General features: G+C 32.6%; 9 protein-coding genes and 2 rRNA genes (1 of these 11 running past the window's edge). 7 read left to right on the top strand and 4 right to left on the bottom strand.

The features are described from left to right. Window positions 1–2,809, top strand: a 23S ribosomal RNA gene (locus IPM32_08395) (it extends 193 nt beyond the left edge of the window). A 66-nt stretch (window positions 2,810–2,875) separates the two neighbouring features. Continuing rightward, window positions 2,876–2,990, top strand: a 5S ribosomal RNA gene (gene rrf, locus IPM32_08400). Between the two features lie 63 nt (window positions 2,991–3,053). Here the strand turns inward: rrf and dnaX are convergent. Genes dnaX through lon form a run of 3 tightly spaced genes read right to left on the bottom strand, consistent with a single transcriptional unit; the run spans window position 3,054 to window position 7,665 of the window. Beyond that, window positions 3,054–4,739: a DNA polymerase III subunit gamma/tau gene (gene dnaX / locus IPM32_08405; protein MBK8945274.1), complete on the bottom strand. Its 1,686-nt coding sequence runs from the start codon at window positions 4,737–4,739 to the stop codon at window positions 3,054–3,056. Continuing rightward, the gene (locus tag IPM32_08410) at window positions 4,733–5,251 is read right to left on the bottom strand and encodes a GAF domain-containing protein (protein MBK8945275.1); all 519 of its coding nucleotides are present in this window, start codon (window positions 5,249–5,251) and stop codon (window positions 4,733–4,735) included. The genes dnaX and IPM32_08410 overlap by 7 nt, the downstream gene beginning before the upstream one ends. Continuing rightward, window positions 5,248–7,665: an endopeptidase La gene (gene lon / locus IPM32_08415; protein ID MBK8945276.1), complete on the bottom strand. Its 2,418-nt coding sequence runs from the start codon at window positions 7,663–7,665 to the stop codon at window positions 5,248–5,250. Before lon ends, IPM32_08410 begins: the two co-directional genes overlap by 4 nt. Window positions 7,666–7,748: 83 nt before the next feature. Between lon and IPM32_08420 the strand changes: the two genes are divergently transcribed. Beyond that, entirely contained in the window at window positions 7,749–8,516 is a 768-nt protein-coding gene (locus IPM32_08420; protein MBK8945277.1) for an inositol monophosphatase, read from the top strand. A 74-nt stretch (window positions 8,517–8,590) separates the two neighbouring features. Here the strand turns inward: IPM32_08420 and IPM32_08425 are convergent, their stop codons facing one another. Then, a complete protein-coding gene (locus IPM32_08425; GenBank protein MBK8945278.1) occupies window positions 8,591–8,839 on the bottom strand; it encodes a GlsB/YeaQ/YmgE family stress response membrane protein in 249 nt (82 codons plus the stop codon). A gap of 95 nt (window positions 8,840–8,934) precedes the next feature. Between IPM32_08425 and IPM32_08430 the strand changes: the two genes are divergently transcribed. The 4 genes from IPM32_08430 to IPM32_08445 all read left to right on the top strand — a co-directional run bounded on the left by IPM32_08430 (window position 8,935) and on the right by IPM32_08445 (window position 13,864). Continuing rightward, a complete protein-coding gene (locus IPM32_08430) occupies window positions 8,935–9,612 on the top strand; it encodes a (d)CMP kinase (GenBank protein MBK8945279.1) in 678 nt (225 codons plus the stop codon). A gap of 102 nt (window positions 9,613–9,714) precedes the next feature. Next, entirely contained in the window at window positions 9,715–11,553 is a 1,839-nt protein-coding gene (rpsA, locus tag IPM32_08435) for a 30S ribosomal protein S1 (GenBank protein MBK8945280.1), read from the top strand. 260 nt (window positions 11,554–11,813) lie between these two features. Beyond that, window positions 11,814–13,142 carry a tRNA (N(6)-L-threonylcarbamoyladenosine(37)-C(2))-methylthiotransferase MtaB gene (gene mtaB / locus IPM32_08440; GenBank protein ID MBK8945281.1) on the top strand — a complete coding sequence of 443 codons (1,329 nt, stop codon included), beginning with the start codon at window positions 11,814–11,816 and terminating at the stop codon, window positions 13,140–13,142. Further along, window positions 13,139–13,864: a hypothetical protein gene (locus tag IPM32_08445; protein ID MBK8945282.1), complete on the top strand. Its 726-nt coding sequence runs from the start codon at window positions 13,139–13,141 to the stop codon at window positions 13,862–13,864. Before mtaB ends, IPM32_08445 begins: the two co-directional genes overlap by 4 nt.

Below are 13,864 nucleotides of genomic sequence, written 5' to 3' on the forward strand. Positions count from 1 at the left end.
CTGAAACATCTAAGTAGCCAGAGGAAGAGAAAACAAACGTGATTTCCTTAGTAGTGGCGAGCGAAAAGGAAACAGTCTAAACTGTTTTAACATGATAAAGGTCGTAACCGTTGTGTTAGCAGGGTTGTGGGACGTATTTTGACAGAATTACGAATATGTCGAGAAGTTACAAATTATATTATTAACTGAATATTCTGGAAAGTTTAACTATAAAGGGTGATAGTCCCGTAAGTGAAAATAATATAACTTCTTGAAATATGTTCCCGAGTACCACGAAATGAGTGGAATTTTGTGGGAATCTACCAGAACCATCTGGTAAGACTAAATACACACTTGTGACCGATAGTGAATAAGTACCGTAAGGGAAAGGTGAAAAGTACTCCTAACAGGAGGGTGAAATAGTACCTGAAACCGTGCGCTTACAAGCAGTTGGAGTCCCGCTTGCGGGATGACAGCGTGCCTTTTGGATAATGAGCCAACGAGTTACTCGTATGTTGCAAGGTTAAATTCTTTAGGAATGAAGCCACAGCGAAAGCAAGTCTGAAATGGGCGATTAAGTAACATGCGGTAGACGCGAAACCGTGTGAGCTACCCTTGTCCAGGATGAAGTGAGGGTAAAACCTCATGGAGGTCCGAACTAGTGCGGGTTGAAAACCGTTTGGATGAGATTGAGGGTAGGGGTGAAAGGCCAATCAAACTCGGAGATAGCTCGTATTCCTCGAAATAGCTTTAGGGCTAGCCTCGATTAAAAGTATGACGGAGGTAGAGCACTGATTGGGCTAGGGCTGTCACAACGGTACCAAACCCAGACAAACTCCGAATTCCGTACATATGTTTTTCGGGAGTCAGGCTATGTGGGATAAGCCGTGTGGCCGAGAGGGGAACAACCCAGACCACCAACTAAGGTCCCTAAATAGTAGTTAACAGATAAAGGATGTTAGGTTGCTTAGACAACTAGGATGTTGGCTTAGAAGCAGCCATTCATTTAAAGAGTGCGTAATAGCTCACTAGTCAAGCGACCTAGCGCCGACAATACTCGGGACTAAACTACTTACCGAAGTTGTGGACCCGCTTTGCGGGTGGTAGAGGAACATTCTATACGCATTGAAGGCGAACTGTGAGGTTTGTTGGAGCATATAGAAAAGCAAATGTTGGCATAAGTAACGATAATGCAGATGGAAAATCTGCACGCCGAAAGTCTAAGGGTTCCTGAGCAATGTTAATCATCTCAGGGTTAGTCGGGTCCTAAGCTGAGGCCGTAAGGCGTAAGTGATGGTAAACAGGTTAATATTCCTGTACCTGGTTGAATTTGTTTGACTATAAGGAGGGACGTAGAAGTGAAGATCAGCCACCTGTTGGATTAGGTGGTCTAAGTGTGTAGGTGGAAAATGTAGGCAAATCCGCATTTTCTTAACACTGAGGCACAAACGGGAGAGCTTGCTCACAAACTGATCGTAATCATGCTACCGAGAAAAACTTCGTATAGGAGAATTTAATCAGTCCGTACCGCAAACCGACACAGGTAGACGGGATGAGTATTCTCAGGCGCTCGAGTGAGTCGTGGTTAAGGAACTCGGCAAATTAACTCCGTAACTTCGGGAGAAGGAGTGCCTCAATTAGGTGAAATTTTTACTAGTGGAGCCGAAAGAGGCCGCAGTGAAAAGGCCCAAGCGACTGTTTAACAAAAACACATGTCTCTGCGAAGTCAATTAAGACGAAGTATAGGGACTGACACCTGCCCGGTGCTGGAAGGTTAAGAGGAGAGGTTAGCCGCAAGGCGAAGCTTTGAATCGAAGCCCCAGTAAACGGCGGCCGTAACTATAACGGTCCTAAGGTAGCGAAATTCCTTGTCGGGTAAGTTCCGACCTGCACGAATGGTGTAACGATTTGGGCACTGTCTCAACCACGAGCTCGGTGAAATTGTGGTACCGGTGAAGACGCCGGTTACCCGCAGATGGACGGAAAGACCCCGTGAACCTTTACTGCACCCTAACATTGGGTTCGGATGGGTCATGTGTAGGATAGGTGGGAGACTTTGAAGCTGCAACGCTAGTTGTAGTGGAGTCAACGGTGAAATACCACCCTTGGTTTATTTGGATTCTAACTAAGACCCTTGAATCAGGGTTTAGGACATTGTTAGGCGGGTAGTTTGACTGGGGCGGTCGCCTCCTAAAATGTAACGGAGGCTCTCAATGGTTCCCTCAGCACGGTTGGTAATCGTGCGGCGAGTGTAAAGGCATAAGGGAGCTTAACTGCGAGACATACAGGTCGAGCAGATACGAAAGTAGGACTTAGTGATCCGGCGGTAGTGAATGGAAATGCCGTCGCTCAAAGGATAAAAGGTACTCCGGGGATAACAGGCTGATTTTGCCCAAGAGTTCATATCGACGGCAAAGTTTGGCACCTCGATGTCGGCTCATCGCATCCTGGGGCTGAAGAAGGTCCCAAGGGTTTGGCTGTTCGCCAATTAAAGCGGTACGTGAGCTGGGTTCAGAACGTCGTGAGACAGTTCGGTCCCTATCCTCTGTGGGCGTAGGATACTTGAGAAGAGTCGCTTCTAGTACGAGAGGACCGAAGTGAACGAACCTCTAGTGCGCCAATTGTCACGCCAGTGGCATAGTTGGGTAGCTATGTTCGGAAATGATAAGCGCTGAAAGCATCTAAGTGCGAAGCATACTTCAAGATAAGGTATCCCTTGTCAGTAATGGCACTAAAGACTCCTTGAAGATGACAAGGTTGATAGGCTGCAGGTGTAAGTGCAGTAATGTATTTAGCTGAGCAGTACTAATAGGTCGTGAGACTTAACCATTAAATTTATTTAAAGAAGGTATTATATTTGTAGATTTCTCATTCAATCTTAATTTTTGTTAAAATTTCTGGTGGCTATAGCTAAGGGGAAACACCTCTTCCCATTCCGAACAGAGTAGTTAAGACCTTAAACGCCGATGGTACTGCATTTTTAAGTGTGGGAGAGTAGGAAGTCGCCAGTTTATTATTGAAACCTCAATTTTTATAATTGGGGTTTTTTATTTTAAATCATCTAAATTCGAAAACTATTTTATTTCTCTCCCGCCTAATTCTTCAACAATACTTTTAATTATTGGATATTTAAAAATTTCATCTTCCTTAAATTCATTTACACTTTTTCCACTTGAACTATTTTTTTGAGTTTTTCTAAATTCAAATTTTGCTATGATATTTGAATCAAATAAAGTTGATAACCTTTTTGAAATATATTCAGATGAAGAATTTAAAATTGGAATATCTTCTTTATTATCAACCAAAATATGAAGAATATTTTTTTCTAATTTATCTGGAAAAGTATGTTCAAAAATTGATAAGGTAAACTTTTCTTTAATTATTGCTTCTTTTATTAAATTCCATTTTTCTTTAATTATTTCTATAGTTGGAGAGTTCTTAAATTTTACTTCATCGAGAGTTTTACTTTTTGCAATTGGAGAAGGTTTAATTTTTACGGATTTTTTTTCTTCCTTCAATATTGGAAATGCTTCTTCAGGGACAGAATTAATTACAATATTTTCTTCAGATTTTAGCCCAACATTAATTTTTTCAATTAATTCAGTTTTTTTTTTATCAGTTATTTCTTCTGCAATATCAACTTTTGCTATTAGTTCTGACAAAGTTGCGGATTTTACAAATCCAATTAAATGCGAAAGAGAAATCTCAACTTTTAATTTTTGATTTTGCGAAATTTTTATTTCATTTTGAGTTTTTGAAAGGAACGAAAGAATTCGTAACAAATCTCCTTCAGAAAATTTATCAGAATATTTCAAATATTTTGATTTGAGATTTTCTGAACTTTCAATAAAATTTGCAGATTTTGTAATTATAACTGTACTTATATTTCTGAAATGTTCAAGCAATCCATTTATAAAATCAATAAAATTCCAACCATTTGTATAAATATTTTCAGAAACTTCAAAAGCAGTTTTAAATGATTTTTCTAAAATTGCATCAGAAATTTGGAAATATACTTCATCATCAATTAAATTAAGCATTTTTTTAAGAATTGAAGAATCAACGGTATTTCCACAAAAAGAAACAACTTGATCAAAAACGCTTTCGGCGTCACGAAGTGCACCATCTGCTTTTTTTGCAATCAAAGTTAATGATTCATCATCAATTTCTATTCTTTCAGAATCAGCAATTTTATTAAGTAATTTTTTAATTTCAGAAAGTTCAATTCTTCTAAAATCAAATCTTTGGCATCGTGAAATTATTGTCAGTGGAACTTTATGAATATCAGTTGTTGCGAAAATAAAAATGGTATGTTCAGGCGGTTCTTCCAAGGTTTTTAAAAGCGCATTGAAAGATTCTGTGGTAAGCATGTGAACTTCATCAATAATATAAATTTTGTATTCACCGCTTGTTGGTGCATATTTTACAGATTCGCGTAAAGTTCTAATTTCATCAATTCTGCGATTTGATGCGCCGTCAATTTCAATAATATCTAACGATTGAGATTTGAGAAAATTTTCACAAGCATCACATTTGTTGCATGGTTCTCCGCCATTTGGATTTTTACAATTTAAACGTTTTGCCAAAATTCTTGCAGTTGTAGTTTTTCCAACTCCACGTGGTCCGGCAAAAATATACGCATGACCAATTCTATTATTTTCAATTGCATTTTTTAAAGTTGTTGTTATGTGTTGTTGACCAACAACGTCTTCAAATAATTGTGGTCGCCATTTTCTTGCTGTAACAATAAAAGTCATAATAATTTTTCAATTTTTGATTGAGTTATTTTCAATTTTTCCGAAATCATTTCACAAATTTTTTCTAACCAAATTTTATCGGTTTCATTAAATGCAGAAAACTCTTTGCTATCTAGATCTAAAACTCCAATAATATTTTCATCAAAAGAAATGGGAATTACAATTTCCGAATTTGTTTCAATATCGCAAGCAATATGTCCGGGAAATTCATGAACATTTGGAACTACTTGAGTTAATTTAGTTTCAACAGATTTTCCGCAAACTCCTTTTCCAATTTCAATTTTTGTACACGCAACTTTTCCTTGAAATGGACCAAGATATAACAAATTATTTTTGAATAAATAAAATCCAACCCAGCTAATTTTTTCAAAAGTTTGTTTAAATGCTGCAGTAATGTTTGATAGATTTGTAATTATTGGATCATTTGTATTTATCAAATTTTCAATCTGAAGAAATAATAATTTATAAGTTTCTTCCAAGTCCAAATTTTTATCAATATTAATTTCTAAACTCATTTTGAAACTTTTCTTGGTTTTCTTTTAGTTTTTGGTTTTTCAAAAACATATTGGAAAGCTTCTTTAATATCGTCAACCGGAATTATTTTTAAACCATCTTTTATTGCTGATTTTATTTCAACTAAATCATTTTCATTTCCTTTTGGAATTAAAACTGTAGAAATTCCGTTCCGTTTTGCTGCAAGAAGTTTTTCATTCAATCCGCCAATTGGTAAAACTTTACCGCGTAAAGTAATTTCTCCAGTCATCGCAACATCACCACTTGCTGGTTTTTTACTTATTGCCGAATACATTGCCAAAGTCATTGTAATTCCAGCTGAAGGTCCGTCTTTTGGAATTGCTCCTTCCGGCAAATGAATATGAATTTCTTTTCCCTTATGAAAATTTAAAGGTAATTTTAATTCTTTTGCATTTGATCTCAAATAACTAAGTGCAGCTTGTGCAGATTCTTTCATTACTTCGCCAAGTTTTCCGGTAAGAGTTAATTTCCCGGTTCCATCCATAATTGTAACTTCAACATTTAGAATTTCTCCACCGACGCTCGTCCAAGCCAAACCTGTTACACTTCCAATTTTTGATTCTCGTAAATTTTTCTGCATTCTAAATTTTGGAACACCCAAATATTTTTCAATTTTTTCCGGAGTAATTGCAAATCCTTCAAAGATCTTATTTTTTGTGCGGGACTTAGATTTGTTCATCACAATTTCTTTAGCAGTTTTTCTAAACACCGATGCAATTTCTCGTTCTAAATTTCTCACGCCGGCTTCTCTCGTATATTCCAAAATTATTTTTTGAACAGATTTATCATGCAATTCAACTTTCAACTTATTTAAACCGTGCGCTTCCAGTTGTTTAGGAACAATATGTTTTTTTGCAATTTCAATTTTTTCATGTTCAAGATATCCGGGCAATTCAATAATTTCCATTCGATCTTGTAAAGGCAAAGGAATATTATATCTAACATTTGCTGTTGTAATAAACATAACTTGAGAAAGATCATATTCAACATCCAAATAATGATCTGAAAAATTATGATTTTGTTCGGGGTCTAAAACTTCCAACATTGCAGAAGATGGATCGCCGCGGAAATCCATGCTCATTTTATCAATTTCATCAAGTAAAATTACAGGATTTATTGTTCCGGCTTTTTTCATTGATTGAATAATTTTTCCGGGAAGTGCGCCAATATAAGTTCTTCTATGCCCGCGTATTTCAGCTTCATCACGAACTCCGCCCAAACTTATTCGAACAAAATTTCTACCTAAAGCTCTTGCAATTGATTTGCCGAGCGACGTTTTTCCAACTCCGGGAGGACCGACAAAACACAAAATTTGTCCTTTCATTTGCTTAACCAAATTAAGAACAGCAATATGTTCAACAATTCTTTCTTTTGGTTTGTCCAAACCGTAATGATCTTCATCCAAAATTTTTCTAACATTTTCAATATCAAGAATATCTTTTGTTTTATTAGCCCACGGAACATCTGTAAGCCAATCAAGATAATTTCTAATGACCGTAAACTCCGGTGAACTTGGCGGAGTTTTTCTAAGTTTTTCAAATTCTTCTGCCGCTTTTGCTTTTGCATCTTTTGGCATTTTAGCTTTTGCAATTTTTTCTTTTATCTTTTTAAATTCCGGAGAAATTTCTTCCTCTTTACCCAATTCATCTTGAAGAATTCTAATTTGTTCCGCAATAATAAATTTACGCTGAGTTTTTGTAATATTTTCTTGAACTTTTAATTCAATTTCTTTTTCAACTTTTAAAATATCAACTTCAGAATTAAGCAATTTTATCACATCATAAATTTGATCGCGAAGTGAGAATTTTTTTAAGATTGATTGTTTTACTTGAATTGACTGATTAATATTTGCCGCAACGTAAAATAATTTTCTATCCGGTTCATCAATATTTTCATAAGCTGTGATTGCTTCCGCGGGAATATTTCTATTATTCTTTACATAATCTTTAAACTGATTACTTAATTGACGGATAAGTGCATTAAGTTCTTGAGGTTCAATTGGTTCAGAAAGAATTATTTCAACTTCCGCTTCAAAAAATTCTTTTCGGTTCGAAAATTTTTTAATTTTTCCTTGAACAATTCCATCAACCAAAATTTTCATTAATCCGTTTGGGAGTTTTAAAATTTGAATAATTTTTGCAATTGTTCCTTCTTCAAAAATATCTTCGGCTGTCGGATCTTCAAGATTTGCTCTTTTTTGTGCAGATAGAAAAATAAATTTTGAGTGTTCTAAAGAATAATTTGCAGCATTTATTGATTGTTCTCTTCCAACTAAAACCGGAAAAATCATATACGGAAAAATTATATTATCCCTTAAAGGCAATACCGGAAGCAGTTTTGGGATTTCATTAAGAATTGTAGATTCGTCGGAATTATTTTTTTTTGTCGTTGCCATAATTATTAATAAGTTTGAAAATGTAATTATTCAAAATACCAAATTATTGAAGTGCATTCAAATTAAAGAATTAGGAAAAAATTATGCTGCAGAAAATTATTGATATTTCTAAAGAAGCCGGAGAAATAATTAGAAATGGTTATAGAAAAAATATTTCGATAGAATTTAAAACTGATGCATCAAATATTGTAACAAATATTGATAAATCTGCGGAAAAAATTATTACGGATTTTATAATGAAAGAATTTCCAACTCACTCAATAATTGCAGAAGAATCCGGATTAACGACAAAAAATTCAGAATATCAATGGGTAATTGATCCGCTTGATGGAACAACAAATTTTGCTCACGGATTGCCGCTTTTTTCGGTATCAATCGGAGTTCAAAAAAATGATGAAACATTTTACGGAGTAATTTATGATGTAATGAGAGATACAATTTTTGCGGCAGAAAAAGGTTCCGGAACTTTTGAAAATGATAAAAAAATTTCTGTAAGCAAAAATGATAATTTGGCGGAAAGCCTTTTGGTTACAGGCTTTTCTTACGATATTAAGAATAATTATTTGGAAGAAGTAAATTATTTTGCACAATTTTTAACAAAAGTGCGTGCAATAAGAAGATTGGGTTCTGCGGCAATAGATTTTTGTTTTGTTGCAAATGGAATTTTCGACGGATTTTGGGAAGCAAACTTAAAAGCTTGGGATGTTTGTGCGGGGTTATTGATTGTTGAAGAAGCTGGTGGAAAAATTTCTGATTATAATGGAAATTTAGTAAATATAAATTCCCCAAATTTCTTGGCAACAAACGGAAAAGTTCATTCTAAAATGGTAGAAATTTTAAAAAGTAAATAAATTAAACTTTTTTCAAAACATTAAAAATCAATGTAAATCTTTTTTTTCTGTGTAATCAGTTTTCTATTAAACTTTTAATTACTAATAAGTTTTGAAATCCAAAGAATAATAACTGCTCCTAAAGTTGCGACTAAGATTCCGTGAATGTTAAAATCGGTGACTCCAGTTCCACCAAGTTGTGAAACTAAAAATCCTCCGACAAATGCACCCACAATTCCCAGAATAATATTTCCTAAACATCCTTTTTTATTTTTAGGAGTTACAATTTTAGTAGAAAGCCATCCGGCTAAACCTCCAACAATTATCCAGCTTATAAATCCCATTTTCTTCCTTTTAAATTTTCTAAACTATTATAATATAACAAATTAGAGGAAAATTTCTTTGGTAAAAAGTATTAATTTAATTACTTTTACAAACTATGCAAAAATTTATAATTATCGCAATTGATGGTCCGGCTGCAAGTGGAAAAAGTACAGTAGCAAAAAAACTTGCTGATAAACTTGGATTCTTATATATTGATACCGGAGCAATGTATCGTGCAATAACTTTTTATGCTCAAGATAATAATATTGAAGAAAATGAAAATGCTATAATTGATGCAGTAAAAAAAATTGATTTAGTTTTGAAATATTCAAACGGATTAACAAGTGTATTTATTGATGGAATTGATGTAACGGAAAAAATTAGAACTCCAAAAGTAAATTCTAAAGTAAGTGATATTAGTAAAATAAAAGATGTGAGAACAGAATTAGTAAAGCTTCAGAGAAAATTTGGAGAAAATAATAATTTAGTTGTTGAAGGTAGAGACACAACCACAGTTGTGTTTCCAAACGCAGATGTTAAAATTTATCTTACTGCAGATACTAAAGAAAGAGCTAAACGCAGATTTATTGAATATAAAGAAAAAGGTATCGAAATTTCTCAAGATGAAGTTGAAAAAAGTTTGTTAAATAGAGATTCAATTGATAGTACTCGTGAAGTTAGTCCTTTAACAAAAGCTCAAGATGCAGTTGAAATTGACACAACAAATTTAACAATAGATCAAGAAATTGAAAAAATTGTAGAAAGAATTAGAAGTAATGGAAAATATAATTAACAGCCATCAATAAAAAACTAATGTTAAACTAAAAAAGTAAATGTATTTCAAATCTTATGATGGTAAAGAAAAGAAATACATAAAAAAATAGTTGGAGTTTAAATGTCAGAAGAAAAAGAAGTTAAAAAGAGTAAAACTGTATTTGAATCAGCAAAATTCATGAATGCAGATGAATACTCAAATGAAGAACTTCAAACACTTGCCAGACTTTATGATCAATCATTTCAAGATCTTAAAGAAGGTGAAATTATCAAAGGAAAAATTGTTGGAATTACCGAAGACAATATTGTTTTGGATGTCGGTTTTAAATCAGATGGAACAATTTCCCGCAATGATTTCTTAGCAACTGAAGAAATAAAAATCGGTAACGATGTTGATGTTGTAATTGAAAGTGTTGAAGATGAAGACGGAAATTTGTTATTAAGTAAAAAACGTGCAGACTTCCTAAAAGTTTGGGCAAAAATTATTGATGCTCATGAAAATGAAACAATTCTTTCCGGAAAAATTCTTAAAAGAATTAAGGGCGGAATGGTTGTTGATATTATGGGAATTGAATCATTTTTACCAGGTTCACAAATTGACATTAGACCGGTTAGAGATTTTGATGCATTTGTTGGTCAAACAATGGATTTCAAAATTGTAAAAATAAATAACCAAACCGAAAATGTTGTAGTTTCTCACAAAGCATTAATTGAAGAAACAATTTCAGATCAAAGAAAAGAAATTCTTGAAGGTTTGGATAAAGGTCAAATTCTTGAAGGAACCGTTAAAGCAATTACAGACTTTGGTGTATTTGTTGATCTTGGCGGAGTTGACGGTTTAATTCACATAACAGATTTAAGCTGGGGAAGAATTAATCATCCAAGTGAAATTGTTAAACTTGATGAAAAAATTAAAGTTGTTGTTACAGATTTTGATATGGAAAGAAAGAGAATTTCTCTTAGCTTAAAGCAACTTCAACCACATCCTTGGGAAAAAATTGACGAGAATTATAAAATTGGCGATAAAGTTTCCGGAAGAGTTGTTTCTCTTACAGATTACGGCGCATTTATTGAAATTGAAAAAGGAATTGAAGGCCTAATTCATATTTCAGAAATGTGCTGGACTCAACACATCAGCCATCCTTCACAACATGTTTCAATGGGACAGAATATTGAAGCTGTAATATTGAGTCTAGATAAATCAGAAAAGAAAATTTCTCTTGGTATGAAACAATTAACACCGGATCCTTGGCAAGAATTATTGAAAAAATATCCAGTCGGATCTAAACATGTTGGAACTGCAAGAAATCTTACCAACTTTGGTGTTTTTGTTGAATTAGAACCCGGAATTGATGGATTAGTTCACATTTCAGATTTATCGTGGACAAAAAAAGTTCGCCATCCCGGAGAAATTGTAAAAAAAGGTGAAAAACTTGATGTTATTGTTTTAAGTATTGATACCGAAGAAAGAAAAATTTCTTTAGGACACAAACAAGTTTCTGATAATCCCTGGGATAATTTTGAAAATGTATATCATGTTGGAAAATTTGAAGAAGTTAAAGTTGTTAGAATTATTGAAAAAGGTGTAATTGCTGAATTAGCTTTAGGTGTCGATGGATTTATTCCAACATCACAACTTTCTCCATCAAAAATTAAAAATGTTTCACTTTCATTTCCGGTTGAAACAATTCTAAGTGCAAAAATTGTTGAATTCGATAAAGAAAATAAAAAAATTGTACTTAGTGTAATTGCCGCAATGAAAGAAAAAACTGATGCTGAGATTACAGATTATATTGCTAAACACAAATTAGAAAAAGTTACCATTGAAGATGTTAAAAATGCAGATGCCGGAAAATTTGATTCTTCAATTTTCCCCGGATTTGATGAACCTGAAATTCATGTAGCTGAAAAATCTGATGAAAAGAAAAGTGAAGTAAAATCTGATAAAGAAAGTAAATAGTTAGATATTTATTAAAGGCTGTAAAATTTTCACAAATGAATTTTTTGCAGCCTTTTTTTATTATTTTTTTTTTGCATTTTCTTTTTCATAATCTTAATCATAATCATAATCATAATCTTACTCTGTTTTTTAATTTTTTGTTTTAATCATCATATGTTACAAAAAGGATAAAGCTTAAGAAGAGTAAGAATAAGATTAAGAGTAAGATTAAGAAGAAAAAATTGTAAAATAAAACTTTTGAATTTAGAAAATTTATAGAAATGAATAAAAAAGTTTCTTTATATACACTCGGTTGTAAATTGAATTTTTCTGAAACTTCAATTATTGGAAATGAATTTTTGAAAAATGGATTTACAAAAGTAGAGTTTGAAGAAATTGCAGACGTATATGTAATTAATACTTGCACCGTAACGGAAAATGCTGAAAAAGATTGCCGTCAAATTGTAAGAAAAGCACTAAAGTTAAATCCGCAAGCTTACATAATTGTTACCGGATGTTATGCTCAATTGCGCGCTGAAGAAATTGCAAAAATTGAAGGAGTTGATGCAGTTTTGGGAAGTTCGGAAAAATTTAAAATTTTTGAATTGATAAAAGAATTTGATAAGGAAAATGTTTCGTGCATTTATGTAAATCCAACAGAAAATTTAAATGAATTTAATTCAGCACATTCTTCAGAAGGAGATGATAGAACTCGCGCATATTTCAAAATTCAAGACGGTTGCGATTATAAATGTACATTTTGTACAATTCCTTTAGCTCGCGGAGAAAGTAGAAGTTTAAATTCAGATTTAGCTATAAAGCAAATCTCAGATTTGGTGAATCAAGGTTATAAAGAAATAATTTTAACGGGTGTAAATGTTGGTGATTATGGAAAAAATATTCAAGAAAATTTTTATTCTTTGCTTCAAAAATTTGTAAATGTTGAAGGTGATTTCAGAATACGCATAAGCTCAATTGAGCCAAATTTATTATCAGATGAAATTATAAATCTTGCTGCAGAAAATCCAAAAATATGTAATCACTTTCATATTCCTTTGCAAAGCGGAAGTGATAAAATTCTAAAACTTATGCAGAGAAGATATAACACAACTTTTTATAAAAATGTAATTGAAAAAGTTGTAAATAAAATTCCGGATGTTGGAATTGGAATTGATATAATAATAGGATTTCCCGGTGAAACCGAAAAAGATTTTTTGGATACTTATAATTTTTTAAATGAACTTCCGGCTTCATATTTACATGTTTTTACATATTCAGAAAGACCAAATACTAAAGCAATTTTGATGAATGAAAAAATTTCTCATGAAGAAAAAAAACGTAGAAGCAGTATGCTGAGAATTTTAAGTGAAAAGAAAAAAAATATTTTTTACCGAAAAATGATAGGAAAAAATTTGCATGTACTTTTTGAAGAAACAGAAAAAGAAAATCATCTTTATGGTTTTACATCTAATTATGTAAAAGTTAAATATCCCTTTGAAACTGACTTGGCAAATACTTTCAAATTTGTTAACATTAAAAGTGTTAATGATAATATTTGTTTAGTAGAAAATTTTTCCAAAGAATCAAAACCGGTAGAAATTTTATTATGAAAAAATTACAATTGTTGATTTTATTATTCGTATTTACTCCACATTTTGTTGCACAAAATGAATCTTTATTAAATTTGAAAAGTAATCTTTTGGTGAATTACGAAATTAATTCATCATTAATGTTTCAAGATAATTTTGAAAAGAAAAGTGCCGCTTTAGCAGTTTTATATTCTGTTCTGCTTCCGGGAATGGGAGAATTATATGCCGGGAATTATTCAACTGGTAAATATTTTACAATTGCTGATGGGGTAATTTGGGGATTCTTTAGTGGATTTACAATTTACGGAAATAATAAAGAAAGTGATTATAAATCATTTGCAAAAAGTTATGGCAGTGTAAATTTAAGCGGTAAAGACGAAGAATATTTTGCGAATATAAGTTTATACGAAAACATTGAAGATTTTAATACCGAGCAAGAGTTAAACAGAGAATTTGATGCTGTATATAATGTTAATACACATTTCTGGGATTGGCAAAATTCTACACAAAGAAAAGTATATAGAGATTTATGGTCATCAAGCGAAACTGCTTATAGAAATGTTAGGTTTGCGGTTGGAGCATTAATCCTAAATAGAGTAGTTAGCGCAATTTTCGCTGTTAAAGCAGTAAACAATTATAACAAGCAGCAAAGTAATCAACTTTCATGGCGAGTTAACTTTGAATTTCAAAATCAACCGAATTTGACAAATAACTTTAAAATGAATTTTCAGCATTCATTTTAA

This window comes from Ignavibacteriota bacterium (assembly GCA_016716225.1).
Lineage (GTDB): Bacteria > Bacteroidota > Ignavibacteria > Ignavibacteriales > Melioribacteraceae.

Bases quoted from the DNA above. Each gene is read 5' to 3' on its own strand.
- rpsA (MBK8945280.1), top strand. From the start codon at position 9,715: ATGTCAGAAGAAAAAGAAGTTAAAAAGAGTAAAACTGTATTTGAATCA.
- IPM32_08445 (MBK8945282.1), top strand. From the start codon at position 13,139: ATGAAAAAATTACAATTGTTGATTTTATTATTCGTATTTACTCCACAT.
- lon (MBK8945276.1), bottom strand. From the start codon at position 7,665: ATGGCAACGACAAAAAAAAATAATTCCGACGAATCTACAATTCTTAAT.
- IPM32_08420 (MBK8945277.1), top strand. From the start codon at position 7,749: ATGCTGCAGAAAATTATTGATATTTCTAAAGAAGCCGGAGAAATAATT.
- mtaB (MBK8945281.1), top strand. From the start codon at position 11,814: ATGAATAAAAAAGTTTCTTTATATACACTCGGTTGTAAATTGAATTTT.
- IPM32_08430 (MBK8945279.1), top strand. From the start codon at position 8,935: ATGCAAAAATTTATAATTATCGCAATTGATGGTCCGGCTGCAAGTGGA.
- IPM32_08410 (MBK8945275.1), bottom strand. From the start codon at position 5,251: ATGAGTTTAGAAATTAATATTGATAAAAATTTGGACTTGGAAGAAACT.
- IPM32_08425 (MBK8945278.1), bottom strand. From the start codon at position 8,839: ATGGGATTTATAAGCTGGATAATTGTTGGAGGTTTAGCCGGATGGCTT.